We start from the raw sequence: 25772 nt of genomic DNA, 5'->3' as shown, positions 1-25772 counted from the left end.
GCTGGGGTAGATCACGGGAAAAGCAAAGGCGCCTCGAAGGCGCCTTTGTTCTGTCTGCGATTCGGCGGTTGCCGGTTTCGTCAGAACTTGTAGCCGAGGCCGACCATGTAGACCATCGGGTCTACTTCTACGTCGACTTTGGCGCGAACGCCAAGAATGGTGTTGTCCACATACGCATCGGTATCGATATCGATGTAGCGTACCTGCGCATTGACCATGATTTGGTCGGTCAGCATGTAATCCATACCGACTTGGGCAGCCCAGCCCCAAGAATTCTTCACCCGAAAGTTATCAAAACCGCCTGCAGTAGCGGCGCTTCCGACGCTTTCGTCGAAAAACCAAGTGTAATTAACGCCAGCGCCTACATAAGGCTGAAAAGCTGATTTGCTATCCATTGGGTAGTAGACGAGGCTCAAGGTTGGCGGTAGGTGCTTAAGGTCGCCAAGCTTGCCATCTGCGATACCGCCGGCTGTTCCAGAAATAGACACGTCATGTTGGAAAGGTGTTGCAGCGAGCAATTCGATGCCAATGTGATCTGTGAGCATGTACGCAAAGTTAAGGCCGAGCTGCGTGTCGCTGTCCAGCGAGGCTTTGCCGCCAAGATCAGTGCCAGCCAGCGCTCCACGGTCCACGAAAACGCCTGATGTTTCTTCACGCGGATCAACGGTAATCGCACCGGCACGCACGATCACATCACCGGCCTGATGAGCCTGGGCGAAAGGGGCGGCCAGGGCCACGGCCAGCACGGAAGCGGTAAACAGGGTCTTGCGCATAAGGGACTCCAACGAGACAGGGTTCTGTTGCGTGTTGGAAGCCATGGTAGGGCGCGGCAAAAGCCTATTTTTGACCCAGCTCAATAAATGCTTCGGCCCGTGTGCGACGTATTGCCCGGGTTGCCATCCGTTTTGCGGTAGATGATAATGTTTCTCTTTCGAGTTTGACGTCCGTCTGCAAGGGATCCATCAATGCAAGCCTTTATTCCCCGCCTCCTGGCGGTCGCCGTGCTGTCGTGCTGCATGCCGCTTTATGCTGCCCCGCTGGACACGGCGCTGGAGGAAAGTCAGCGCCTGGCTGCAGAAGCCAAGGCTTCGCAAGCGCGTATCGAGCAACTCGACGATGCCACCCGGCAGATGCTCAACGATTACCGTAATGCCGTGCAGCAGGCCGAGGCGCTGAAGGCATACAACGCGCAACTGGTCGATCTCACGGCAGCGCAGCGCAAGGAGCTGGAAGGCTTTCAGCGGCAACTGGACAGCATCGAACGCACCCAGGAAGCGGTTGCGCCGCAGATGAGCCGCATGATCGAAGTGCTGGAAGAGTTCATCGCTGCCGATCTGCCGTTCCTGCCCGATGAGCGTGCCGACCGCCTTGCCAGCCTGCAGGAGATGCAGGTGCGTGCCGATGTCAGCCTTGCCGAGAAGTACCGTCGCATCCTCGAGGCGTACCAGATCGAGAGTGATTACGGACGGACCCTGGAAGCCTGGCGCGGTGAACTGCCCGCCGAGAGTGGCACGCGCAGCGTCGAATTCCTGCGGCTGGGTCGGACCATGCTTTATTACCAGACGCTGGACGCTCATGAGAGCGGCTGGTGGAACCCACAGACGCGCGCCTGGGAAGTACTCGACGGCAGCGCGCGCCGCCCCATTACCAAGGCGATCGCCATCGCCCGCCAGCAACAAGCACCCAGTTGGCTCGAATTGCCGGTGAAGACCCTGGCCAAGGAGGCCGTACGATGAGCCGTTTGCTGACGTTGCTGTTCATTGGCCTGCTGCCGGCACTGGCCCAGGCGGCCGAGCCCCTGACCCCCGATCAACTGCTGCAACGCATTCGTAGCGATCGTGCGGCCGAAGCCGACGCCATGCAGGCGCGTGAGCAGGCGTTCCTGCAGGATCGCAGCGAGCAGGCGCAGTTGCTGGCGCGAGCCAATGCCGCGCTCGCACAGCAGAAGGCCGAAGCCGAGCGCCTGAAAGCTGAATTCGATCGTCAGGAAGCCGAGCTGGTCGAGCAGGAAAGGCTCCTCGCGCAGCGCGTGGGGCATCTGGGGGAACTGTTCGGGGTCGTGCGCCAGAGCGCGGGCGACATCGCCGGGCAATGGCAAGACAGTTTGCTCAACACCCAGTATCCGGAGCGTGTGCAGCGCCTGCGGGCACTGGCGGAGAGCCGTACCTTGCCGTCTGCCGAGGATCTGGACGCGTTCTGGATGACCTTGCTCGAAGACCTGGCCGCGAGTGGTCGGGTCGAGCAGGTCGAGCTGCCTGTGGTTAGCGCCAACGGCCAGCGTAACGTCGAATCGGTGCTGCGGGTCGGTGCTTTCTCGGCTTTCACCAAGGACGCCTTCCTGCGTTACGACGAGAGTGCCGGCGAGTTGCTGGCTCCCGCGCGGCAACCCTCCGGGCAGGGGCTGGTCGACGACTATCTGGGCAGCAGCGATGCGCTGGCGGTTCTGCCGGTAGATCCGAGCCGGGGCTCCCTGCTGGAGCAGCTGCAGCGTCAGCCGGAACTGTGGGATCGGGTGCAGCAGGGCGGCCTGGTCGGCTGGGTGATCATGGTGCTGGGTATCTTCGGTCTGCTGCTGGCGATCTGGCGAATGGCCTATCTCAGCGGTGTCGGGCGCAAGGTCGCCAGCCAGATGCGCGAACTGAATGCCCCTCGCAGCGACAACCCGCTGGGACGGATCATCGGCGTGCTCGGACCCAAGCCGCAGTTGTCGGACCTGGAAACCCTCGAGCTGAAACTCGACGAGGCCATTCTTCAGGAAACACCGCCGCTGGAGCGTGGCCAGCCGCTGCTCAAGCTGCTCGCTGCCGTGGCGCCGCTGCTGGGCCTGCTGGGTACCGTAACTGGCATGATCGTCACCTTCCAGGCCATCACCCAGAGCGGTGGCGGTGACTCTCGACTGATGGCCGACGGCATCTCCCAGGCGCTGGTGACGACCGTGCAAGGCCTGGTGGTGGCGATTCCCCTGTTGTTCCTGCACAGCCTGCTGGCCAGCCGCAGCAAGGGCCTGATCCAGTTGCTGGAGCAGCAGAGCGCCGGTCTGATCGCACTGCACCTGTCGGGATCGCCGCGCCGTGACTGATCTGCACGGCTACTGGCTGAGCCTGGTCGACAGCGGCCATGCGCTGCTCGACTTCATGGCGGCAGGCGGCGTGGTGATGTGGGCGCTGGCCGCCCTCTGCGTTCTCTATTGGACGCTGGTGTTCGAGCGCGTCTGGTTCATGCGCCGGGTGTTCCCGCACTGGGTGGAAGCACGGCGCCAGGCCTGGGCACAGCTGAGTGGCGAATCCGGCAGCTGGCAGCGTGCGGTGCGCGCAGCCTGGCTGGCACAGGCGCAGCAGCAGCTGTCCGGACCTCTGCGGCTGAGCAAGACGCTGGTCGCCATGTATCCGCTGCTGGGCCTGCTCGGCACCGTCAGCGGAATGATCGCCGTATTCGACGTGTTGGCGCTCAACGGCACCGGCAACCCCCGCGGGATGGCAGCGGGCGTCTGGCAGGCGACCCTGCCGACCATGGCCGGCATGGTGCTGGCCATCACTGGACTGTTCAGCCTGGCGCGTCTCGAGCGAATCGCGCGCCTGGCTCTCGACCGGCTGGCCGACCAGCTGCGTCACGATTGAGGATTACCGGATGCGTATGCGTCGCCATCACCTGCAGGAAGAAGACACTGGCATCGATCTGACGCCGATGCTCGATGTGGTTTTCATCATGCTGATTTTCTTCATCGTCACCAGCTCCTTCATCAAGGAATCCGGTGTCGAGGTCCAGCGCCCGCAGGCGGATACCGCCAGCGCGCAGGACAAGGGCAACATCCTCGTCGCGGTGACTGCCGACGGCCAGGTGTGGATCGACAAGAAGGCCGTTGACGTACGCAGCGTGCGCGCGCACATCGAGCGTCTGCGCGTCGACCAGCCGGACGGCGCGGTAGTGGTCCAGGCCGACCAGGACGCGCGCACCGGCCTGGTGGTCCAGGTGATGGACCAGGCGCGCCAGGCCGGCGTACATGACGTGGCGCTCGCCGCGACCGCAGGAGCGCTGTGATGCATCAGAGGCTGGCTCGTGTCGGGCTGTCCTTCATCGCCGCCTGCGCAGTGGCATTGTCGCTGTTCGTGCTCATGCTGAGCATGGTCACCCCTTCGGGCAGTGAGGTGGTGGACGATCCGGTGGCGATCGCCAACTTCGTACGCATGGACGGCCGCAACGAGGACACCAGCACACGTTCCCGGCAGCAGGCACCGCAGCCGCCTCAGCCGAAGACGCCGCAACCGCCTACGCCGCCGACACCGACCATGGCCACGCCGAGCGCCAACCTGCCCAAACTTGACCTGGCCCTGCCGAACATCGATAGCGGTATTTCGATTTCCGCACCCACACCCAGTCTGTCCGGGCTGACCGCGGGCGCCTCGGCGCCAGCTGCGGCACCGGCGCCTTCCGTTGAGGGAGCGGGGCAGCCTGGCGGGCCGGAACAGGAGGTCATGCCGTTGAACGATGTGCGTCCCGAATACCCCTACCGGGCGCGTCAGCGCGGTATCGAGGGGCACATCAAGCTGGCCTTCACCATCACCGCCGCCGGCACGGTCGAGAACATCCGCGTGTTGGAATCCGAGCCTCGCAACATTTTCGATCGTGAGGCGCGTCGCGCAGCAGCTCGCTGGCGCTTCGCGCCGCGTACCGAAAACGGCGCCGCGGTCTCCCGAGAGGCCGTCAAGACCCTTCACTTCCGCCTGCAAGGAGAACGCTAAAATGCCACGTTTCCTGCTCCTGCTTTCGTTACTGTTCGCGGCCTCCGTACAGGCTGCGCAAGTGGTCAACCCTGCCGTCTTCATGGCACTGGAACGAGCGCAGAGCGCGCAGCAGAAGGGTGATTACGCCACCGCTCGCAAGCTGCTGCAGCAGGTCGAGGCCAAGGCCGGCAGTGCCGAGGAAGCCCTGGTATGGCGCAGCCGCGCTTATCTCGCCTGGGCCGAAGGTGACAACAAGCAGGCGCTGCAACTGCTGGAGAAGGCGGTTGCCAGCGGCAAGCTGGACGAAGCGCTGCTGCCCAACGAGCGCTTGAACCTGGCCAAGCTGAACCTGGTGCAGGAGCGTTACGCCAAGGTCGTCGAGTTGCTGGGCTCGCCGGCACAGGCGAACGAGGAAGTGTTGCAGATGCTGGTGCAGGCCTATCAGGGGCTGGGCCAGCATGCCAAGGCCCTGCCGCTCGCCGAGCGCTACGTACAGGCCAACCCGAATGCCGGCGATACCTGGCTGCAGTTCCTGGTCGGTGCCAATGCCGAGCTGAAACGTTACGAGGCGGCTGAGCGCTGGCAGCGCCGTCTGTTGTTGCGTCATCCGGACCAGACCAAGACCTGGCGCCAACTGGCCGGGCTGCAGCAGATGGCCGGCGACGAAGACAAGGCGCTCGCGACGCTGCGCGCGGCCCATGCCAAGGGATTGCGCTTCAGTGAATCCGAACTGGACAACCTGGTACTGCTGGCCAGCGCGGCCGGCCAGCCCTGGCAGGGTGCGAAGCTGCTCGAGGGCATGCTGGAGTCGCGTCTGCTGGCAACCAATGCAACCCGCCGTGAGCGCCTGGGCATGCTCTGGTGGCAGGCGCGTGAGCGCTCGTCGGCGTCGCGCATCTATCGGGAGCTGGCCGCTCAGTCGGGCAATGCCAAGCTATGGCTCCACGTGGCCCAGTTGGAACTAGAACAGGCCCACTGGCAGGCCGGCCTCGATGCGTTGAAACAGGCAGAACGTGCCGGTGCCGAGCGCCGTCAGGTGCGGGCCTGGCGTGAATGGGCCGAGGGCGAGTTGAGCTTCGAACGCCAGCGTCAGGTCGCACGTATCAACTGAAACAGCGTCTCGTATGAGGCCGCTTTAGGGTGAGTTTCGAGGCTGTCGGCAGGCTAGCGCCTGCATTCGCCGCGAGGGCACGGCTCCCACGGGGTAACGAGCAACTGCCTGCTTGTTTTGGAGTAGCACCCGCGCGCGAGGCGTTGGTTCATAGGGCGCTTGTCGTACTGCAAGCCACCGCGCACCAGCTACCTATGTATCCGCTGCCAATTCAATCCAGCTCGTAGAAATAGATCTTCTGCGCATCCATGCGATAGCCGGCTTCGGCCAGTTCGCTGCTGGCGTGTTCGACCCGCAGCGGACCTTCGATCCAGAACGGCTGATAGAGCTGCTCCACCTTGACGCCGAGTTCGCTGGTGGCATGCACGATCTGGTTCGACGGCGGTGGCGGCACATGGATGCAGGCGCCAAAGTAGGGCACCAGCAGAAACTCAGTGACGCGGCCTTCCTCGCTCATGTCCAGCGGCACGATATAGCCCGGCAGCTTGACCTGCACGCCATCGAGCGCTTCGACCACAGGCGCCGCGGGTGATTGCTGCATAGCGGCGGGACCAGCTTCGGCCCCCAGCGCATCGGCCAGTTGCGACAGGTCGTGCAAGGCCACGGGCGGCGGCGGTGGCGGCGCGCCTGGCGGAATCAGATCGGACCATTGCAGCTCGCGCACCTCGGCGGCGACCGGCAGGGCGAGGGCGAGCAGTAGCGCGGGCAGCAGGCGTGACATGGTGTTCCTCATAAGCGGATCGACAGACCGTCGGCCAGCGACTGCCGATAGGCGCGCCAGGCCGGCACACAGCCGATCACCAGGCCCGCCAGCAGGATCGCGGCCAGCAATGTCCATTCGTAGGTACTCGGCAAGGCCAGCGGCAGGTAAATGCCGTAGTGACCCTGCAGCGGTCCCTGGGCAACCGCGATGGCGAGATACAGCAACAGCAGCCCCAGCAGCACCCCGGCCAGGGCCAGGGCGAAGGCTTCGACCACCAGCAGGCCGGCGATGTGCCAGGGCCTGGCGCCCACCGAACGCAGAATCGCCATTTCCCGGCGGCGTTCGTTGAGGCTGGTGAGAATCGCCGTGAGCATGCCGATCAGCCCGGTCAGCACTACGAACAGCGAGACCACGAACAGCGCCTTCTCGGCCGTGCCGACCAGGCTCCAGAGTTCCTGCAGGGCCACGCCGGGCAGGATCGCCAGCAGCGGCTCGCCCCGGTACTGGTTGATTTCGCGTTGCAGGGCGAAGGTCGCGATCCGGCTGTTCAACCCGAGCAGGAAGGCGGTGATCTGTTGCGGCTGCAGGTCCAGCTGGCGCGCCTGTTCGGCATCGACCCGCGCCGCGCCGCGTGCCGGCATGCCGTGCTGCCAGTCCACGTGCAGCGCCTCCATGCCGGCCAGACTGATGTGCAGCGTACGGTCCACCGGGGTGCCGGTTCGCTTCAGGATGCCCACCACCCGAAACGGCTTGTCGTCATGCTGGATCAGGCTGACCGTGGCGACACCGTGCGCCAGCACCAGTTGGTCATCCAGTTTGTGCTGCAACGCCGCGGCCACCTCGGCGCCGAGCACCACCTCGAAGGGGTCCTCCGCGAACGCGCGACCTTCGGCCAGTTGCAGAGGTTGCTTGCGGCCGTAACGGTAATGTTCGAAGTAGGCATCGCTGGTGCCCATCACCCGGTAGCCGCGGTACGAGTCGCCGAGAGAGATGGGAATCGCCCAGCTGACGCGCGGGTGTTCGGCGAACCGCTCGAAGCTGTCCCAACGGATGTTGTTGGTGGCGTTGCCGATGCGAAAGACCGAATAGAGCAGCAGGTTCACCGAGCCGGAGCGGGCGCCGACGATGAGATCGGTGCCGCTGATGGTACTGGCGAAGCCGGCGCGGGTTTCGCTGCGCACCCGCTCGACGGCGAGCAGCAGGCACACCGACAGGGCGATGGCGAATACGGTGAGCAGAGCAGTGAAGCGGCGGTTGTTCAGGCTCGCCAGCGCCAGGCGCAACAGGAACATCGTCATGCCTCCGCAGGGCGCGCGGCGCGGTTGAGCTCGGCCAGCGACAGGCTGCGGTCGAACAGCGGGGCCAGGCTCTGGTCGTGGCTGACGAACAGCAGGCTCGAACCGGCTGCCCGGCATTCGGCGAACAGCAGCTGCAGGAAGGCTTCGCGGCTGTCGGCATCCAGTGCCGAGGTGGGCTCGTCGGCGATCACCAGCTCCGGCTGGCCGATCAGCGCGCGTGCCGCGGCAACGCGTTGCTGCTGGCCGATGGAGAGCGATTCGGCGCGGCGGCCGAACAGCTCGGCCGGCAGGCCAAGGTGGGTGAGCAGGCTCGCGGCGGCCTGGTCGACACTGCCATGACGCTCGCGCGCCCGTTCGGTGCGCAGGCGCGAGAAGCGGCAGGGCAGAGCGACGTTTTCAGCTACGGACAGAAAGGGCAGCAGATTGAACTGCTGGAAGATATAGCCGGTGTGATCCACCCGAAAGCGATCCCGGGCGCTGGCCGAAAGCGCGCCGAGATCCTCGCCCAGCAGACGAACGGTTCCGCGTCCAGCTCTCTGCACGCCGCCAATCAGCCCGAGCAGGGTGGTCTTGCCGCTGCCGGAGGGGCCCTTGAGGAACAGGCTCTGGTTGCGTTCTAGGGAGAACGCGGGAATGTCCAGCAGCTCCACCTGGCCGGGCCAGGCGAAACCGAGTTGATCAAGTTCAAGCAGCGCAGTCATGAGTAGAGTCTGGATGATGTACGGCGAGCCGGAGTGTACTGCCTGCAGCCCAGAGACGGCTGGCATCCTGTATCAGAACGTTATCTGCGCCTGGTTGGCGCGTAGCAGCTTGCCTTGCTGGCCGTTCGGGCCGATGACCTGAGCCTGGATTTTCTCGGTGCCGGGGAAGGCCTCGAACAGTGCTCGCAGATCCAGCCCGGTCAGCGCATCCGGCGTGCTGCAGTCGTAGCGGTAATGCGCATGGACATCGCTGTGCGTGCCGGCGTCATGCTGCTCATGCTCATGCTCATGCTCATGCTCATGGCCCTTGCCCGCGAACAGCGGACTTTCCAGGCGGGCTTCGTCAAGTTTGCAACCGGCTTCGGCGGACAGTCCGAACAGCCTGCCCGGCTGCTCCAGCTGCGCGCGGGCGTCGGCTACCTTGCGCTTGTCCTCGGCGCTGTTGGCCGCATGCTCGAAGCCCAGCAGGTTGATCGCCGGGCTGCGCAGTTCGATTTCCAGGACAGTGCCTTCCAGCGCCGCATCGAGCTGAGCCACGCCATGCTCGTGGCTGCCCAGGCTGGCATGTTCGTCGTGGTGGTCGTGGTGGTCGTGGTGGTGATGCTCGTTGGCATGAGCGATGACGGGCAACAGCGCGAAGGGCAGGGCAAGCAGCAGGTGGCGCATGGTGGGTCTCCTCTGAATTGTTCGTTACGTTATAACAAGTGACGAACGCTGGCCAGCTTCCGCAAGGCATGGGAGCATTCCGCTGTTTTTCCAGGAGACGCGCAGGTGATTCGAATTCGTGGCCATATCGGCGAACTGCCGGTCGACCTCAGTGTCGAGCTGGATGAGCAGGACTGGGCACAGCTGACGCAGCAGCTGCCGAACCTCGTGCGGTCGGAGCAGCCCGCTCGCGCCACGCAGTCGGACGATCTCTGGCTGGCGGCGTTGCAGCTGTTGCGTGAGGCGGAGCAGATGGAAGGGCCGCAGTTGCTGACACAGCTCGAGGCCCTGAGCGGCAGTACCCAGGCGGGCAAGCGCTTGCTGGTGCGTTTGCGTCACAGCACGCAGGTGCGGGTACACAATGGCGTGGATGCGCCAGTGTTCAGCTGGATCGGCTGAGGCGAGCTACAGGCGCGATGCCCGGAAGGTATCGCAGCGCGCGGGTTCGCCGCTGTCGAAACCTGTCCGAAACCATTTCATCCGCTGCGCCGAGGTGCCATGGGTAAAGGCATCGGGGACGATCCGGCCCTGGCTCTGTTGCTGCAGGCGATCGTCACCGATGGCATTGGCGGCGTTCAGCGCATCCTCCAGGTCGCCTTCCTCGAGCCAGTCATGGCGCTGTTGTGCGTGGTAGGCCCAGACACCGGCAAAGCAGTCGGCCTGCAACTCTTGGCGCACCAGCAGGCCGTTGTCACCTTCCATCTGCGCACCGCGCTGGCGCGCCGCCTGCATTTGCTGGGAAACGCCCAGCAGCGTCTGCACATGATGGCCGACCTCGTGGGCGATCACATAGGCCTGGGCGAAATCGCCGGCCACCTCGAAGCGTGAGGCCATTTCGTCGAAGAATTGCAGGTCCAGGTAAACCTGCTGGTCGCCCGGGCAATAGAAGGGCCCCACGGCGGAGCTGGCGAAGCCACAGGCCGAGCGGACGCCGCCACGGAACAGCACCAGCGTCGGGTCGCGATACTGTGCGCCCGACTGCTGGAACAGCGCGCGCCAGGTGTCTTCGGTATCGCCGAGAATGGACTGCACGAAGGCTACCTGCGGATCGTCGCCATTGGCAGCCGGGCTGTCCTGCTGGGTAGAAACAGAACCGGTCTGGTTGGCCAGTTGGCCGAGGATCTGCAGCGGGTCCTGGCCGGAAAGCAGGCCGATCACCACGACCACGGCGACACCGGCCAGGCTCAGGCGACCGCCACGGAAACCGCCGCTGCGGCCCCTGGCATCCACCACGTTGTCGCTGCGCCGCGCCTTTTTCCAACGCATGTCCGCATCCTTCCGAAATGGCTCACTGGCTAGGGTCCGTTGCCGTTTCAGAAACCGCAACAGACCCTTGGACCCGCTTCGCCGCGTGCAAATTCCACGCGGTGGATGCTTCGTATTGCCGGCTTAGTTGCCGGAGTAGCTGTTGAGTACCGATTCACGGCCCTGCTTGTTCAGGCCGATGACCTGGTAGGCGTCCTTGCGGTCGCCCATTTCCATGCCCGGCGAGCCCATCGGCATGCCTGGAACCGCCGCGCCGATCAGGTCGGGCTGGGCTCGCAGCTTGAGGATGTCGGCGGCGGGCACGTGGCCTTCGACGAATTTTCCGTCGATCACGCCGGTGTGGCAGGAGCCCAGGCGATGCGGCACGCCGAGCTTGGCCTTTACCGCGGCCATGTTGGGCTCGACGTGATCGGTTACAGCAAAGCCGTTGTCTTCCAGATGCTTGATCCAGTCCTTGCAGCAGCCGCAGTTGGCGTCGCGGTGTACGTCGATGGCGATGGGCTCGGCTGCCTGAGCGAGGCTGGCGAACAGGGTGGTGGCGAGCAGCAGACGGCGCATGGGAAATCCTCCGAACAGAATGGCGGCAGGATACCGCCTGGTCATGACTTGCCCAAGCGCCAACATGTGAACGAATGTCGCATCTGGCTGCGGGCCATGTACGGTGTGTGCGGGCGAACCAAACATCGGCGGAGCGGGTCGGATAGGGCTCGGGGTGCGAGAGTCATCAGGGGAGCTTTCGATGCGTTTTGCCCGTTTCGTGCTGATCATCCAGGCCGTGATCATGGCGGGCTTGAGCCTGGCCTACTGGCTGCGGCCTTATGAAATGGCCAATCTCAACGGCATGCTGCTCATGGAAAGCGCCTCGGTCAGCCACATGCGCGTCTATTACGGCGGCTTGCAGCTGGGGTTGGCGCTGTTTCTGCTGTGGGCCGCGCGGGCACCCGAGCGGGCGCGGCCGGCACTGGTGATGCTGATGATCACCCTGCTGGCGCTGGTGCTGGGACGACTGGTTTCGCTGTGGCTCGATGGCGGCGCGCTGATCGGCTTCGATCTGGTTTCGCTGATCTATCGGGTGCTGGCCGCGCTGCTGGCCGCCGCGGCCTGGCTGGCGATTCGCGAAACACCCGAACCCGAGCCCGAGCGGATCGAACCACCGACCCGCCGGTTACATGACGAAGCGCCGCAGCCCTTCCGTCTGGGCGACGGGCCCGTGTCGGACGAAGACATCGGCGCCGAGGCGCCGGCCGCACCCTTTCGAGGTCAGGAAACCTCCGAATGAGGCCGGTCGCCTCGACTCCTTCAGCCGCACAGGCCTGTCCGTGTATCAGGACGGGTGGCGTTGCGGCAGCATCCGCTGCAGTACGTCATCCCGGCGCAGGTAGTGATGGTACAGGGCGGCCGCTGCGTGGAGGCCGATCAGCCAGTAGCCGGCCTGGCCGAGGAATTCATGCACCGTCTTGAGCTGGCCGGCCAGGGCGCGGTCGGCCGGTAGCAGGGGCGGTAGCTCCAGACCGAAGAAGGGGGTTGGTTTCCCGGCGGCGCTCAGCAATGCCCAGCCCAGCAGCGGCAGGCCGATCATCAGGGCGTAGAGCGCCAAGTGCATCAGGCGTGCCGGTATCCTTTCCCAGCGTGGTGCGTTGGCGTCGGACGGCGGCGTCGGGCCGATCAGGCGGGCCAGCAACCGCAGCCAGACCAGCGCGAAGACCGCCAGGCCGAGCATGAAGTGCCAGTGCTTGAGCAGTTCGCGGGTCTCGCTGCCCTTGGGGAAGTTGCTCTTCAGCTCGATGCAGGCGTAGACGGCCGCGATCAGTAGCAGCATCAGCCAGTGCAGCCCTATGGACAGCCGGCCGTAACGCAAAGGTAGTCGAGTACTCATTTCACCTACTCCGTGTGTGGATTTGGCGTGAGTCTATGCCGTGAAACTTAAGCGAAGCTTACGCTGACAAGCCAGCCGGCCATGCAGGTTGTCGCAGGCCACCGGAACGGCTTTGCCGTCCGGGCTGCAGGGTAAGCAATGCTTCGCTGAAATGAGCGGCGGGGCGTCTTGGTGCTGGCCTATCGACGCACCAGCAGCACCCCGGATTCCATGTGGTGGGTATAGGGGAACTGGTCGAACAGCGCACAGCGCTCGATGCGGTGGGTGTCGTGCAGCTGGGCGATGTTCTGCGCCAGCGTCTCGGGGTTGCAGGAGATGTAGAGGATGCGCTCGAAGCGACGGGTCAGCTCGCAGGTGTCCGGGTCCATGCCGGCGCGGGGCGGGTCGACGAAGACGCTACCGAAGGCGTAGCTCTTCAGGTCGATGCCGGCCAGGCGGCGGAACGGACGCACTTCGTTCAGCGCCTGGGTCAGCTCCTCGGCGGACAGGCGCACCAGGTTGACGTTGTCGATGCCGTTATCGGCCAGATTGGCCAGCGCGGCATTCACCGACGACTTGCTGATCTCGGTGGCCAGCACCTTGCGCACGCGGGTGGCCAGCGGCAGGGTGAAGTTGCCGTTGCCGCAGTAGAGTTCCAGCAGGTCGTCGTCGCGCTCGCCCAGCACGTCGTAAGCCCAGCCCAGCATCTTCTGGCAGACCTCGCCGTTGGGCTGGGTGAAGGCGCCTTCCGGCTGGCGATAGCGGAAGGTGCGGCCGGCCACCACCAGTTCCTCTTCCACGTAATCACGGCCGATGACGAGGCGCTTGCCCTTCGAACGGCCGATGAGGCTTACGCCCAGAGTCGCCGCCAGCTGTTCGGCTTCGGCCTGCCAGGCGTCGTCCAGCGGGCGATGATAGGCGAGGGTGATCAAGGCATCGCCTGCCAGGGTGGTCAGAAACTCCACCTGGAACAGCTTGAAGCTCAGTGCTTCGCTGGCCTGCCAGGCGGCTTTCAGTTGCGGCATCAACTCGTTGATGCGGCGGCTGGCGATGGGGAAGTCGTCGATCAGGATCGGCGTGTGGTTGTTGCCGGGCTCGAACATCGCGTAGTGGCGCTGGCCATCCTCGCGCCACAGACGGAACTCGGTGCGCAGCCGGTAGTACTCGCGCGGCGAATCGAAGACTTCGGGCGCCGGCGCATCGAAAGGCGCCAGCAGCTCGCGCAGCCGCTCGGCCTTGGCGGCGAGTTGAGTGTCGTAGGTGGCGGGGTCGAATTGCGGACGGCTCATGAAAACTCTTCGAGGTGGCAGAAACATTTGCAGGCTGGATGACGCTGTTTTCACCCACCCATGCCGATCGAGGTGGATGGGCGAGGCGCCATCCACCCCAGGCTTTTAGAACAGGCCCAGCTTGATCACACAGAAAATCGCCAGGATCACCAGCACGGCGTTCAGCTCGCGGCCGCGGCCGGCGAGAACCTTCGCCGCAACCCAGGCGATGAAGCCGAAGGCGATGCCGGTGGCGATGGAGTAGGTCAGCGGCATCGCCAGTGCGGTGATCACCACCGGCGCGGCGACGGTCAGGTCGCTCCAGTCGATCTCGGCCAGGCCCGAGGCCATCAGCACGGCGACGAACAGCAGCGCCGGCGCGGTGGCGAAGGCCGGCACGCTGCCGGCCAGCGGGGCGAAGAACAAGGCCAGCAGGAACAGCACGGCAACCACGATGGCGGTCAGCCCGGTGCGTCCGCCGGCGCTGACGCCCGCGGCCGATTCGATGTAGCTGGTGGTGGTCGAGGTACCCAGCAGCGAGCCGCCGAGCGCGGCGGTGCTGTCGGCGATCAGCGCACGGCCCATCTTCGGCAGGTAGCCATCCTTGCGCATCAGCCCGGCCTTCTTCGCCACCGCGATCAGGGTGCCGGAGTTGTCGAACAGGTCGACGAAGAGGAAGGCGAAGATCACGCTGATCAGCCCCACGTCCAGCGCGCCCATGATGTCCAGTTGCAGGAAGGTCGGTGCCAGCGACGGCGGCATCGACACCACGCCGGAGAATTCGGAAACGCCCAGCAGAATGCTGATGACCGTCACCACGAGAATGCCGATCAGCACCGCGCCGGTCACGCGGCGGGCTTCGAGGCCGATGATCAGGAAGAAGCCGAGGATCGCCAGCAGCGCCTGTGGCTTGCTCAGGTCGCCCATGCCGACCATGGTCGCCGGGTTGTCGACGACGATGCCGGCGCTCTGCAGGGCGATCAGCGCGAGGAACAGGCCGATCCCCGCGGCGATGGCCGAGCGCAGCTCCAGCGGGATGCTGTTGATGATCCACTCGCGGATCTTGAAGATCGACAGCAGGAAGAACAGGCACGCGGACAGGAATACCGCGCCGAGGGCCACCTGCCAGGTGTGGCCCATGCCCAGCACCACGGTGTAGGTGAAGAAGGCGTTCAGGCCCATGCCCGGCGCCAGGGCGATCGGGTAGTTGGCGATCAGGCCCATCACCGCCGAGCCGAAGGCCGCCGCCAGGCAGGTGGCGACGAAGATCGCGCCCTTGTCCATGCCGGTTTCGCCGAGGATGCTCGGGTTGACGAAGAGGATGTAGGCCATCGTCAGGAAGGTGGTGAGACCGGCCAGCATCTCGGTGCGCACGTTGGTGTTGTGCGCCTTGAGTTGGAACAGCTTTTCCAGCATGTGAATCCCCTTGTGTACCGGTCGTGGCCTGGCGTCTCGCGCGCTTCGGCAGTTGGCATAACGCGGCTGTCTGCTACCACAGCAAAGCCCATCGTCGGGCCGGTGGCAAAAAAGCCCCGCATCTTACACCGGCGGCACGTTCGGTTGAATTTCCGGATCACTTCCGGCCGCTGAACATTTCCGTCCGCGCTTCAGTCGTAACTAGGGTCTGTTGTCCGGCGCGGACGCGCTGAAATGGCAACAGACCCTACGCAGGGAAAGCGATCCATACGCCTAAACCGTGAGGCTGACATGAGCGAAACCACCTGCACCCTTTCCCTGCATGTGAACGGCCAGCAGCATCAGCTGGACGTTCAACCCTGGACCACCCTGCTCGACCTGCTGCGCGAACGGCTCGACCTGACCGGCACCAAGAAAGGCTGCGATCACGGCCAGTGCGGCGCCTGCACGGTGCTGCTCGATGGCAAGCGCATCAACAGCTGCCTGACCCTGGCGGTGATGCACGACGGCGCGCGGCTGACCACCATCGAAGGCCTGGCGGTCGGCGACGAGCTGCACCCGATGCAGGCTGCCTTCGTCCGCCACGATGCCTTCCAGTGCGGCTATTGCACGCCAGGGCAGATCTGTTCGGCGGTGGGCCTGGCCAGCGAGAACCGCGGCCATGATCGGGACGAGATTCGCGAGCTGATGAGCGGCAACCTCTGCCGCTGCGGCGCCTACCCGAACATCCTCGCGGCGGTGGAAGAAGCCCTGCCGGCCAGCCGCCAGCGGTTGCAGGAGAAAGCGCCATGACGCCCTTCAGCTATGCCCGACCGGAGCGGATCGAGGAGGCGCTGGCGCTGGCCGGGCCCGACAGCCGTTACATCGCCGGTGGTACCAACCTGCTCGACCTGATGAAGGAAAACGTCCTGCAGCCGCGCCAGCTGATCGACATCAACCGCCTGCCGTTGCGTGCGATCGAGGAAACGCCGGAAGGCGGGCTGATGATCGGTGCGCTGGTGAGCAATGCCGATCTGGCCTGGAACCGGCAGATCGAGCAGCGCTATCCCTTGCTGGCCAAGGCCATTCTGGCCGGCGCCTCGCCGCAGCTGCGCAACATGGCCAGCACCGGCGGCAATCTGCTGCAGCGCACGCGCTGCTACTACTTCTACGACACCGGCACGCCGTGCAACAAGCGCGAGCCGGGCTCCGGCTGCCCTGCGCGGGACGGGCTCAACCGCATCCACGCGATTCTCGGCGCCAGCGAGGCCTGCGTCGCGGTGCACCCGTCGGATATGTGCGTGGCGCTGGCCGCCCTGGAGGCGCAGGTGCACGTGCAGGGGCCGCACGGCAAACGGCGCATCGCCATGGCCGACTTCCACCGACTGCCGGGTGAGCGGCCCGAAGCCGACAACAACCTGGGCGAAGGCGAATTGATTACCGCGGTGGAGCTGCCACCGACGGGCTTCGCGCCGCATTGCGCCTACCTCAAGCTGCGTGACCGTGCCTCCTATGCCTTCGCCCTGGTCTCGGTGGCCGCCGCGCTGGAACTGGATGGCACCACCATCAAGGCTGCGCGGCTGGCGCTCGGTGGCGTCGCCCACAAGCCCTGGCGCGTTGAATCCGCCGAGCAGGCGCTGTTTGGCAAGCCGGCGGAGGAGGCGAGCTTCGCCATCGCCGCCGATCTGCTGTTGGACGGCGCCCAGCCGCTGCAGCACAACGCCTTCAAACCTGAACTCGCCCGCCGCGCCATCATCCGTGCGCTTGGCGAAGCCGCCCGAGGAACCGTCCGATGAATACCTTCAGCTCGCCGGTCGGCCAGCCGCTGGATCGGGTCGATGGCCCGCTCAAGGTCACCGGCCAGGCCCGTTACGCCGCCGAATTCGGCACGCCGCACCTGCTGCATGGCAGCGTGGTGTCGAGCACCATCGCACGCGGTCGTGTGCGCAGTATCGATAGCCGTGAAGCCGAGGCGCTGCCGGGCGTGGTGCTGGTGCTGACTCACCAGAACCGCCCGCCCATCGCCAGTTACGACGAACCCTACGAAGACGACGATGCGGCCGAAGGCTCGCCGTTCCGCCCGCTGTACAACGACCGCGTGCTCTATAGCGGCCAGCCGCTGGCACTGGTGGTGGCCGAAAGCCTGGAGCTGGCGCGCCACGCCGGTTCGCTGGTGCGCATCGCGTACGACAGCGAGCCGCACCAGACCGACCTGCTTGTCGCGCGCGACCAGGCCCACGAAGCGCCCGCTGAAACCCCGGAGCCGCGCGGCGATTTCGCCGGTGCCTTCGCCGCTGCGCCGCACAAGATCGAGCAGGAATACGTCACCCCGGTGGAACATCACAACCCCATGGAGATGCACGCCAGCACCGTGCATTACCAGCCGGGCGGGGACCTGCTGATTCACGAGAAGACCCAGGGCGTGCAGAACTGCCAGCGTTATGTCGAGGACGTGTTCGGTCTCAAGGGACGGATCCGCGTGCTGTCGCCCTTCGTCGGCGGCGCCTTCGGCTCCGGCCTGCGGCCGCAGTACCAGCTGCCGCTGGCGGTGATGGCCGCACTCAAGCTCAAGCGCTCGGTGCGCGTGGTGCTGACCCGTCAGCAGATGTTCACCTTCGGCTACCGCCCGCGCAGCATTCAGCATTTGTCTCTGGCGGCCAACGAGACCGGGCAATTGCAGGCGGTGGGGCACCGCGCCATCGGTCAGACCTCGCGCTTCGAGGACTTCACCGAGCACGAGGTGGAGTGGTCGGGAATGCTCTACCGCTGCGACAACGTCTCGCTGGACTACCGCCTCGCGCCGCTCGACGTGTTCACCCCGATCGACATGCGCGCGCCCGGTGCAACCCTTGGCGTCTACGCGCTGGAGTGTGCGATGGACGAGCTGGCCCATGCGAGCGGCATCGATCCGCTGCAGCTGCGCCTGGTCAACTTCGCCGAGCGCAACGGCAACCAGGACAAGCCCTATTCCAGCAAGGAGTTGCGCGCCTGCTACGCGCAGGGTGCCGAACGCTTCGGCTGGGCGCGCCGCTCGATGGAACCGCGCAGCATGCGCGAAGGCCATGAGCTGATCGGCTGGGGCATGGCCACCGGCGTCTGGGAAGCCATGCAGATGCCGGCCAGCGCCAAGGCCTGCCTCGAACCGGACGGCCGGCTGGTGGTCAGCAGCGCTACCGCTGACATCGGCACCGGCACCTACACGGTGATGACCCAGATCGCGGCGGCCGCCATGGGTGTGGCGCTGGACAAGGTGGAGTTCCGCCTCGGCGATTCGAGCCTGTCCCAGGCTCCGCTGGAAGGCGGTTCGGCCACGGTGTCCTCGGTGGGCAGCGCCGTGCAGCAGGCCTGCGCGCTGCTACAGGCGAAAGTGTTGGATGCAGTGCAGCAGTTCCCCGGTTCGCCCTTCGCCGGTGCGAGCCTGGACGACGTGACCTTTGTCGATGGCCGGCTGCTGCTCAAGCGCGATCCGAGCGTTCACGTCGATCTCGGTGAGGTGGTGCGCAGCAACGGTACCCTCGAAGCCGAAGCGCGGGTCGAGCCCGGTGAGAAGCGCAAGGAATGGGCCACGGCAACGCATTCGGCGGTGTTCGTCGAGGTGCGCGTCGACGAGGCGCTGGGCACGATCAGGGTCGCGCGGGTGGTCAGCGCCATCGCGGCGGGGCGCGTCGTCAATCCCAAGACCGCCGGCAACCAGATCGTCGGTGGTGTGGTCTGGGGGATCGGCATGGCGCTGCAGGAGGAGACGCTGATCGATCATCGGCTCGGGCGCTACATGAACCACAACCTTGCCGAGTACCACGTTCCGGTGCAGACCGACGTGCCCGATGTCGAGGTGATCTTCGTCGAGGAGCACGACAGCGTGGTCAACGACCTCGGGTCCAAGGGCGTGGGCGAGATTGGCATCATCGGGGTGGCGGCGGCGGTGGCCAATGCGGTTTATCACGCGACCGGCAGGCGGGTGAGGGATTTGCCGATTACGTTGGATAAGGTGCTATGAAAATGGTACTTGACTGGAGTGTCATGAAGATTGCTTTCATGATCGTTTATCGAGTTTCTTGACAGCGCGGGTTTCGCCCTGCTGGGCGAGTTCCTTTTGGCAGTCGCCCCAAAAGGAACCAAAAAGTCTTGCCCCTGCATCCGGCCCTGCGCTTCGCGCAGGGTTCGTTCGCTCCACCGCTGCTCCAGGGGCCGGCTTACAAGGGCCGTCCATGGCCCTTTAAGCCTCTCGCCGCATCCATGCGGCTCGCTCCCTTACACAACGGTTCCACTCACCCTCCTGAAAGGGGCGGTTGGTGTCGTCTGATGGTTTGTGCGTCGGGCCAAAAAATGCCAAAGCAATTCTCGATCTTCCAGACGGTGCTGCAGGTGGAGCGCGCCTGCCATGCCGGCGTCATCGAGCCGCGGGGCGAGGCGAATACGGCTCGTGGGCGATCGGACGATCGCTATCTTCAGGCGGTCCGCGTCGCCTTGAGAATCACGAACTTCGGCGTGGCGCCGACCTGCTCGACGTTGCCGAACAGCCGCTTGAGCTTGTGGTGATAGCCCAGGTGGCGGTTGCCGACGATCCACAGCTCGCCGCCCTTGCTCAGCGCGGCCTTGGCCTGGGTGAACATGCGCCAGGCGAGGAAATCGCCGATCACCTGCTGCTGATGGAAGGGCGGGTTGCACAGCACCAGGTCCAGCGAGGCCGGCGGCTGTTCGGCCAGGCCATCGCCGGCGCGGATCTCGAACGGGCGATCGCCATGGATCGCCTGCCAGTTCTCCTGCGCCGACTGCACCGCCATATAGCTTTCGTCCACCAGTGTCAGCTGTGCCTGTGGGTTGTGCAGGGCGTAAACGATGCCCAGCACGCCGTTGCCGCAGCCAAGATCCGCGACACGCAGATCGCCCAGCGCCTGGGGCAGGTGCGGCAGGAAGGCGCGAGTGCCGATGTCCAGGCCCTCGCGGCAGAACAGGTTGGCGTGATTGAGAAGCTCCAGACGCGGCTCGTCCAGGCGGTAGCGCGTCGGGTAGGGTGAGACCGGGGCGGGTTTGTCGACCGGAGTGGCGAACAGCAATCGCGCCTTCTTCACCGCCAGAGAGGCCTGCACCGGACCGATGTATTTCTCCAGCAGATCGCCGGCGGTACGCGGCAGGTGCTTGATCATTGCCGCGGCGATCACCTGTGCGCCCGGGGCGAGCTGGGCGTGCAGGCGGATCAGCTGTTCTTCCAGCAGCGCCAGGGTCTTGGGCACCCGGATCAGGACGAAATCGAACGGGCCGCTGACGACCTGGCTGGCGGGCACGAAGGTGACGCTGTCGCTCGGCAGGCCGTTGCGCGCCAGATTCTTCTGCAAGGCCAGGTGCGCCAGGTGGGAATCGCCGCTACTGGTCACCCGCACATGGGACGCCAGCGAGGCGGCCAGGGCACCGAAGCCGTCGTTGAGCACCAGCACCCGCGCGTTGGCCGGCAACGTCTGCTCATGCAGGTGTGCGAGCAGGTATTCGTCGGCGGCGTCGAAGGCCTGCAGCGGCTCGTTGGCCTGCTCGGGCTGACGGATCAGGTCGAGGCGGGCGAAGGGCGTTTCAAGAATAGGCATAGGAACTGATGGTGTTTGTCGGCGACGGATTGGAGTATCAATGGTCACAGACGTCGGGCGGTTGCGACTGGCTCGTCCGGCTGTGTTTGCAGAGGGAGTGAAGTATGACCGTCAGCGAAGAGAAGTTCACCCGCCAGCGTCTGCTCGAGGTACAGACCCTGACGCCGACCCTGTTCACCCTGCGCACCACGCGCGACTCGGGCTTTCGCTTCACGGCCGGGCAGTTCGCGCGGCTGGGGGTGCGCAAGCCCAGTGGTTCCATCGTCTGGCGCGCCTATTCGATGGTCTCGGCACCGCACGACGAGTTTCTCGATTTCTTCTCCATCGTGGTGCCCGATGGCGAATTCACCAGCGAGCTGAGCCGCCTCGAACCTGGCGACGAGCTGCTGGTCGACAAGCAGGCGTTCGGCTTCCTGACCCTGGATCGTTTCCCCGACGGACGCGACCTCTGGTTGCTGGCCACCGGCACGGGACTGGCGCCGTTCCTGTCGATCCTGCAGGACTTCGAAGTGTGGCAGCGCTTCGAGCGCATCGTGCTGGTCTACAGCGCGCGCACCGGCTCGGAGCTGGCCTATCAGCAGCTGATCCGCGAATTGCCGGAGCGTGAGTACCTGGAGGGGCTGGGCAGCAAACTGACTTATCTGCCGGTCGTCACCCGTGAGCGGGTGCCGGGTGCCTTGGGCGGGCGCATCACCACGCTGATCGAAAGCGGCGAGCTGGAGCGCGCCGCCGATCTGAAACTGACGCCCGAGCATTCGCGCATCATGCTCTGCGGCAATCCGCAGATGATCGAAGACACCCGGGCTCTGCTCAAGACCCGCGATCTCAACCTCGCGCTGACCCGCAGGCCGGGGCAGGTGGCGGTGGAGAACTATTGGTAAGGGCGAAACAACTCTCCCCCGTGGGGGGAGGAGGCGATGGTGCCCATGCTCCAACGTTGGAACCGGATTGGAGATGTTTTGCGCCCCTTGAAACGCGGAACATCTCGGGCGGCGCTTGTATGGTTTCTCTGCAGGTCCAAACTGGGACTTGTCAGGGTGGAGGGGGCAAGCGGCGCCTCGATCTGGTATGAGGGCCATCCCCCCTGCGTGGAAAATCGCTTCGCGAGTTTTCCACCCTACGAGGTGCCCAGCGCAGCCAACGAAAAGCCCCCACCCGATGGCTCGGATGGGGGCTTTTTCTTGCAGCTCGTGGCTTGAAGCGCGCCGCTGTTTAAACGACGCCCTGAGCTAGCATGGCGTCGGCAACCTTGACGAAGCCGGCGATGTTGGCGCCCTTGACGTAGTTGACGCGGCCGTCTTCCTCGCCGTAGGCGACGCAGGCGTGGTGGATGGACTGCATGATGCTGTGCAGCTTGGTATCCACCTCGCCGGCGGTCCAGTGCAGGCGCATGGCGTTCTGGCTCATTTCCAGACCGCTACAGGCGACGCCGCCGGCGTTGGAGGCCTTGCCCGGTGCGTAGAGGATGCCGGCTTCGATGAACAGGTCCACCGCTTCCAGCGTGGAAGGCATGTTGGCGCCTTCGGCCACGCAGATGCAGCCGTTCTTCAGCAGGGTGCGGGCATCTTCGCCGTCCAGCTCGTTCTGCGTTGCGCAGGGCAGGGCGATGTCGCACGGCAGGCTCCAGGGACGCTGGTCGGCCAGGTAGGTCACGCCGAAGTGGGCGCCCATTTCTTCCAGGCGACCGCGACGGACGTTCTTCAGGTCCATCAGGTACGCCCACTGCTCTTCGGTCAGGCCGTCAGGGAAATGCAGGGTGCCGGCCGAGTCGGACAGGGAGATGACCCGGCCGCCCATTTCCATGACCTTCTGCGCGGCGTACTGCGCCACGTTGCCGGAACCGGAAATGGAGACGCGCTTGCCTTCGAAGCTGCTGCGCACGCTCTTGAGCATTTCCTCGGCGAAGTAGACACAGCCATAGCCGGTGGCTTCGGGGCGGATCAGGCTGCCGCCGTAGGCCAAGCCCTTGCCGGTGAGCACCGAGGTGAACTGGTTGGACAGGCGCTTGTACTGGCCGAAGAGGAAGCCGATTTCCCGGCCGCCTACACCGATGTCACCGGCCGGTACGTCGAGGTCGGCGCCGATGTGGCGATACAGCTCGGTCATGAACGACTGGCAGAAGCGCATCACTTCGTTGTCGCTCTTGCCCTTGGGGTTGAAGTCCGAGCCGCCCTTGCCGCCGCCCATGGGCAGCGAGGTCAGGGAATTCTTGAAGACCTGTTCGAACGCGAGGAACTTAAGCACCCCGACATTGACCGAAGGATGAAAGCGCAGGCCGCCCTTGTAAGGGCCGATGGCGCTGTTCATCTGGATGCGGTAGCCACGGTTGACGCGCACCTGGCCCTGGTCGTCGACCCAGGGTACGCGGAACATGATGGCGCGCTCGGGCTCGACCATGCGCTCGAGAATGCCGGCCTGCAGGTAGTGTGGGTTGGCTTCGAGGAAGGGCCAGAGGCTGCGGACGACCTCTTCTACGGCCTGGTGGAATTCGGGTTGGTGGGGGTCGCGCTGCTTAATACGGGCAAGAAAGGCGTCAACGGATTCGATCATTTAAAGAGCCCTCGGCGGACCGCCAGCGGCAGTCGTGAAAAAATGTGGCCGGCGACTTTAGCAAAGAAGTTTTGCATCGCGAAAGTGCGTCGACCTGTCGCTGGGGTGGTTTTCCCTGCGAAAGAGGGCTTGGCAGGCCATGTTTCGGACGTCGGCTCAGGTGCTCGAATGAGTGACGGCGCCGCTTTTCGGGAGATTCGATGATCATCGTCGTCATGGGTGTCGCCGGCTCCGGCAAGACCACCATAGGTACCGCGCTCGCCGCCCGCCTGGGCTGCGGCTTTTCCGACGCCGACCAGTTTCACAGCGAAGCCAACAAGCTGAAGATGGCCCGGGGCGTCGCCCTGACCGATGAGGACCGGCTGCCCTGGTTGCAGAATATGCATGCCGCCATCGCGGCGCAGGAGCGCCTGGGGCACGACCATGTCTTCGCCTGCTCGGCGCTGAAGAGGCGATATCGCGAAATGCTGCGGGGCGACAGCGCGCTGCGCCTGGTCTTTCTGCAGGGTTCGGCCGAATTGCTTGCCGAGCGCCTGAGCCAGCGGCGCGGGCATTTCTTTCCGGTCGAGCTGCTGCAGGACCAGCTCGACAACCTGGAGCCGCCGACAGCGCAGGAAGCGCTGATCATGGACATCCGCCTGAGCCCCGACGAGATCGTCGAGGCGATCGTCCAGCGATTGTGCAACGACCAGGCGAACGTCGAAGCGCCACCCGCTACCGACCGCCCATGAAAAAGCCCCCGGCTTTGCGGCAGGGGGCTCGGTTTCAAGCAGCGCTTCCGAATTACTGCGCGAGCTTCTTGTACTGCACGCGGTGCGGCTGGGCCGCGGCGTCGCCGAGGCGCTTGCGGCGGTCGGCTTCGTACTCGGTGTAGTTGCCTTCGAAGAACACCACGCTCGAATCATCCTCGTAGGAGAGGATGTGGGTTGCCACGCGGTCGAGGAACCAGCGGTCGTGGGAGATCACGATGGCGGCGCCGGGGAAGTCCAGCAGCGCCTCTTCCAGCGAGCGCAGGGTTTCCACGTCGAGGTCGTTGGACGGTTCGTCGAGCAGCAGCACGTTGGCGCCTTCCTTGAGCGTCAGCGCCAGGTGCAGGCGTCCGCGCTCGCCGCCGGAGAGGTCCTTGACGAACTTCTGCTGGTCGCCGCCCTTGAAGTTGAACCGGCCGACATAGGTGCGCGACGGCACCTCGTAGTTGCCGATGCGGATCACGTCGGAGCCGCCGGATACCGCTTCCCAGACCGTCTTGCTGCCGTCCAGGTCGTCGCGGCTCTGGTCCACGCAGGCCAGTTGCACGGTCTCGCCGATCTCGATGCTGCCCGAATCCGGCTGTTCCTTGCCCATGATCATGCGGAACAGCGTCGACTTGCCCGCGCCGTTGCCGCCGATGACGCCGACGATGGCACCCTTGGGCATGCTGAAGGACAGGTCGTCGATCAGCACGCGGTCGCCGTAGCCCTTGGTCACGCCTTTGAAGTCGATGACCTTGTCGCCCAGGCGCGGGCCGGCGGGGATGTAGATCTCGTTGGTTTCGCTGCGCTTCTGGAACTCCTGGGACTGCATTTCCTCGAAACGTTGCAGGCGGGCCTTGGATTTCGCCTGGCGAGCCTTGGCTCCCTTGCGCACCCACTCCAGCTCTTCCTTCATGGCTTTTTCATGAGCCGATTGTTGCTTGGACTCCTGCGCCAGGCGGTTGGATTTGGCTTCCAGCCAGCCGGAATAGTTGCCCTCGTAAGGAATGCCATGACCGCGGTCCAGTTCCAGAATCCAGCCGGCGACGTTGTCCAGGAAGTAGCGGTCGTGGGTGACGGCCACCACGGTACCGGGGAAGTCGTGGAGGAAGCGCTCCAGCCAGGCCACCGAGTCGGCATCCAGGTGGTTGGTCGGCTCGTCCAGCAGCAGCATGTCCGGCGCCGAGAGCAGCAGGCGGCAGAGCGCCACGCGGCGTTTTTCACCACCGGACAGGTGGCCGATGGTGGCGTCCCACGGCGGCAGGCGCAGGGCATCGGCGGCGACTTCCAGCTGGCGCTCGAGGTTGTGGCCATCGGCGGCCTGCAGGATGGCTTCGAGTTTCGCCTGCTCGGCGGCCAGGGCATCGAAGTCGGCATCCGGCTCGGCATAGGCGGCATAGACTTCGTCCAGTCGCGCCTGGGCATCCTTGATCACGCTGACCGCTTCCTCGACGACTTCGCGGACGGTTTTCGCGGGGTCGAGTTGCGGCTCCTGGGGCAGGTAGCCCACGTTCAGGCCGGGCATCGGCCGGGCTTCGCCGTCGAACTCGGTGTCGACGCCGGCCATGATGCGCAACAGCGTGGATTTGCCGGCGCCGTTGAGGCCCAGCACGCCGATCTTGGCGCCGGGGAAGAAGGACAGGGAAATGTTCTTGAGAATCTCGCGTTTCGGCGGAACCACTTTGCTCAGCCGATGCATGGTGTAGACGTATTGAGCCATGGAAACGAATGCCCGTGACAGGAAGAAAAATGAGGCCGAACCCAGCTGAAAGCGGGCAGGCCGGGTGGTGCGGCAAAGCTACCCGAATGCACAGGGCAGAGCAAACCAGGGCTGGAACGTCGGTGATGGCCAGGTGCTACCATTTGTCGCGCAAAGCGGCTCCGCTCCG

Annotated in this window: 25 protein-coding genes, 1 tRNA gene and 1 pseudogene; 13 read left to right on the top strand and 14 right to left on the bottom strand. The window is 65.0% G+C overall.

What is annotated here, in order from left to right; translation table 11 throughout:
- Positions 1-80: 80 nt before the first annotated feature.
- Positions 81-773 carry an OmpW/AlkL family protein gene (locus EA795_RS07095; RefSeq protein ID WP_014854197.1) on the bottom strand — a complete coding sequence of 231 codons (693 nt, stop codon included), beginning with the start codon at positions 771-773 and terminating at the stop codon, positions 81-83.
- A gap of 192 nt (positions 774-965) precedes the next feature.
- On the opposite strand from EA795_RS07095, the gene EA795_RS07090 reads away from it, so the two are divergent.
- The 6 genes from EA795_RS07090 to EA795_RS07065 are packed head-to-tail and all read left to right on the top strand — an operon-like array spanning position 966 to position 5832.
- A complete protein-coding gene (locus EA795_RS07090; protein ID WP_014854196.1) occupies positions 966-1736 on the top strand; it encodes a DUF3450 domain-containing protein in 771 nt (256 codons plus the stop codon).
- Positions 1733-3079: a MotA/TolQ/ExbB proton channel family protein gene (locus EA795_RS07085; protein WP_122076345.1), complete on the top strand. Its 1347-nt coding sequence runs from the start codon at positions 1733-1735 to the stop codon at positions 3077-3079. Before EA795_RS07090 ends, EA795_RS07085 begins: the two co-directional genes overlap by 4 nt.
- Complete coding sequence (locus EA795_RS07080; RefSeq protein ID WP_014854194.1) at positions 3072-3617, top strand: MotA/TolQ/ExbB proton channel family protein; 546 nt, start codon at positions 3072-3074, stop codon at positions 3615-3617. Before EA795_RS07085 ends, EA795_RS07080 begins: the two co-directional genes overlap by 8 nt.
- A gap of 10 nt (positions 3618-3627) precedes the next feature.
- A complete protein-coding gene (locus EA795_RS07075; RefSeq protein WP_014854193.1) occupies positions 3628-4038 on the top strand; it encodes an ExbD/TolR family protein in 411 nt (136 codons plus the stop codon).
- The gene (locus tag EA795_RS07070) at positions 4038-4739 is read left to right on the top strand and encodes an energy transducer TonB (RefSeq protein ID WP_122076343.1); all 702 of its coding nucleotides are present in this window, start codon (positions 4038-4040) and stop codon (positions 4737-4739) included. Before EA795_RS07075 ends, EA795_RS07070 begins: the two co-directional genes overlap by 1 nt.
- Position 4740: 1 nt before the next feature.
- Entirely contained in the window at positions 4741-5832 is a 1092-nt protein-coding gene (locus EA795_RS07065) for a tetratricopeptide repeat protein (protein ID WP_122076341.1), read from the top strand.
- 211 nt (positions 5833-6043) lie between these two features.
- On the opposite strand, the gene EA795_RS07060 is transcribed toward EA795_RS07065, so the two are convergent.
- From EA795_RS07060 to EA795_RS07045, 4 genes are all read right to left on the bottom strand, one after another.
- Complete coding sequence (locus tag EA795_RS07060) at positions 6044-6553, bottom strand: DUF3299 domain-containing protein (protein WP_014854190.1); 510 nt, start codon at positions 6551-6553, stop codon at positions 6044-6046.
- Between the two features lie 8 nt (positions 6554-6561).
- Positions 6562-7827, bottom strand: coding sequence for an ABC transporter permease (locus EA795_RS07055; RefSeq protein WP_014854189.1), 1266 nt, complete (start codon positions 7825-7827; stop codon positions 6562-6564).
- Positions 7828-7829: 2 nt separating this feature from the next.
- Entirely contained in the window at positions 7830-8534 is a 705-nt protein-coding gene (locus tag EA795_RS07050) for an ABC transporter ATP-binding protein (RefSeq protein ID WP_122076339.1), read from the bottom strand.
- 72 nt (positions 8535-8606) lie between these two features.
- Positions 8607-9200 carry a DUF2796 domain-containing protein gene (locus EA795_RS07045; RefSeq protein ID WP_122076337.1) on the bottom strand — a complete coding sequence of 198 codons (594 nt, stop codon included), beginning with the start codon at positions 9198-9200 and terminating at the stop codon, positions 8607-8609.
- Positions 9201-9305: 105 nt separating this feature from the next.
- Between EA795_RS07045 and EA795_RS07040 the strand changes: the two genes are divergently transcribed.
- Positions 9306-9638: a hypothetical protein gene (locus EA795_RS07040; protein ID WP_058077153.1), complete on the top strand. Its 333-nt coding sequence runs from the start codon at positions 9306-9308 to the stop codon at positions 9636-9638.
- A 6-nt stretch (positions 9639-9644) separates the two neighbouring features.
- Here EA795_RS07040 and ypfJ read toward each other — a convergent pair whose 3' ends face one another.
- Positions 9645-10505 (bottom strand): KPN_02809 family neutral zinc metallopeptidase, encoded by an 861-nt coding sequence (gene ypfJ / locus EA795_RS07035; protein ID WP_058077154.1) that lies wholly within the window; start codon positions 10503-10505, stop codon positions 9645-9647.
- Positions 10506-10628: 123 nt separating this feature from the next.
- Positions 10629-11063, bottom strand: a complete 435-nt coding sequence (locus EA795_RS07030; RefSeq protein ID WP_058074474.1) for a DUF411 domain-containing protein — start codon at positions 11061-11063, stop codon at positions 10629-10631.
- A gap of 181 nt (positions 11064-11244) precedes the next feature.
- Between EA795_RS07030 and EA795_RS21615 the strand changes: the two are divergent.
- Positions 11245-11529: pseudogene (locus EA795_RS21615) on the top strand (DUF4345 family protein); the annotation flags it as partial.
- 107 nt (positions 11530-11636) lie between these two features.
- Here the strand turns inward: EA795_RS21615 and EA795_RS07020 are convergent.
- The 4 genes from EA795_RS07020 to EA795_RS07005 form a co-directional block, all read right to left on the bottom strand.
- Positions 11637-11715 (bottom strand) — tRNA-OTHER (locus tag EA795_RS07020).
- Between the two features lie 114 nt (positions 11716-11829).
- A complete protein-coding gene (locus EA795_RS07015; protein WP_122076335.1) occupies positions 11830-12381 on the bottom strand; it encodes a cytochrome b in 552 nt (183 codons plus the stop codon).
- Between the two features lie 179 nt (positions 12382-12560).
- A complete protein-coding gene (gene trmA / locus EA795_RS07010) occupies positions 12561-13649 on the bottom strand; it encodes a tRNA (uridine(54)-C5)-methyltransferase TrmA (RefSeq protein ID WP_122076333.1) in 1089 nt (362 codons plus the stop codon).
- Positions 13650-13754: 105 nt separating this feature from the next.
- The gene (locus EA795_RS07005) at positions 13755-15044 is read right to left on the bottom strand and encodes an NCS2 family permease (protein WP_014854181.1); all 1290 of its coding nucleotides are present in this window, start codon (positions 15042-15044) and stop codon (positions 13755-13757) included.
- Positions 15045-15335: 291 nt separating this feature from the next.
- Between EA795_RS07005 and EA795_RS07000 the strand changes: the two genes are divergently transcribed.
- Genes EA795_RS07000 through EA795_RS06990 form a run of 3 tightly spaced genes read left to right on the top strand, consistent with a single transcriptional unit; the run spans position 15336 to position 19020 of the window.
- Positions 15336-15836 (top strand): (2Fe-2S)-binding protein, encoded by a 501-nt coding sequence (locus EA795_RS07000; RefSeq protein WP_122076331.1) that lies wholly within the window; start codon positions 15336-15338, stop codon positions 15834-15836.
- Positions 15833-16819, top strand: coding sequence for an FAD binding domain-containing protein (locus EA795_RS06995; RefSeq protein WP_122076329.1), 987 nt, complete (start codon positions 15833-15835; stop codon positions 16817-16819). The genes EA795_RS07000 and EA795_RS06995 overlap by 4 nt, the downstream gene beginning before the upstream one ends.
- On the top strand, positions 16816-19020 hold the full coding sequence (locus EA795_RS06990) for a xanthine dehydrogenase family protein molybdopterin-binding subunit (RefSeq protein ID WP_122076327.1): 2205 nt from the start codon (positions 16816-16818) through the stop codon (positions 19018-19020). Before EA795_RS06995 ends, EA795_RS06990 begins: the two co-directional genes overlap by 4 nt.
- Positions 19021-19471: 451 nt before the next feature.
- Here the strand turns inward: EA795_RS06990 and EA795_RS06980 are convergent, their stop codons facing one another.
- Positions 19472-20602 carry a methyltransferase gene (locus EA795_RS06980; RefSeq protein ID WP_122076325.1) on the bottom strand — a complete coding sequence of 377 codons (1131 nt, stop codon included), beginning with the start codon at positions 20600-20602 and terminating at the stop codon, positions 19472-19474.
- A 104-nt stretch (positions 20603-20706) separates the two neighbouring features.
- Between EA795_RS06980 and EA795_RS06975 the strand changes: the two genes are divergently transcribed.
- Positions 20707-21483: a ferredoxin--NADP reductase gene (locus EA795_RS06975; RefSeq protein ID WP_122076323.1), complete on the top strand. Its 777-nt coding sequence runs from the start codon at positions 20707-20709 to the stop codon at positions 21481-21483.
- Between the two features lie 331 nt (positions 21484-21814).
- Here the strand turns inward: EA795_RS06975 and gdhA are convergent, their stop codons facing one another.
- Complete coding sequence (gene gdhA, locus EA795_RS06970) at positions 21815-23152, bottom strand: NADP-specific glutamate dehydrogenase (RefSeq protein WP_115028363.1); 1338 nt, start codon at positions 23150-23152, stop codon at positions 21815-21817.
- 200 nt (positions 23153-23352) lie between these two features.
- On the opposite strand from gdhA, the gene EA795_RS06965 reads away from it, so the two are divergent.
- Positions 23353-23883: a gluconokinase gene (locus tag EA795_RS06965; protein ID WP_122076321.1), complete on the top strand. Its 531-nt coding sequence runs from the start codon at positions 23353-23355 to the stop codon at positions 23881-23883.
- Positions 23884-23935: 52 nt separating this feature from the next.
- On the opposite strand, the gene ettA is transcribed toward EA795_RS06965, so the two are convergent.
- Positions 23936-25603 (bottom strand): energy-dependent translational throttle protein EttA, encoded by a 1668-nt coding sequence (ettA, locus tag EA795_RS06960; protein WP_014854170.1) that lies wholly within the window; start codon positions 25601-25603, stop codon positions 23936-23938.
- Positions 25604-25772 lie beyond the last annotated feature (169 nt).

The sequence above is a fragment of the Stutzerimonas nitrititolerans genome, assembly GCF_003696285.1.
Classification (GTDB): Bacteria; Pseudomonadota; Gammaproteobacteria; order Pseudomonadales; family Pseudomonadaceae; genus Stutzerimonas; species Stutzerimonas nitrititolerans.
This window is presented reverse-complemented; position numbering and strand designations above follow the sequence as displayed.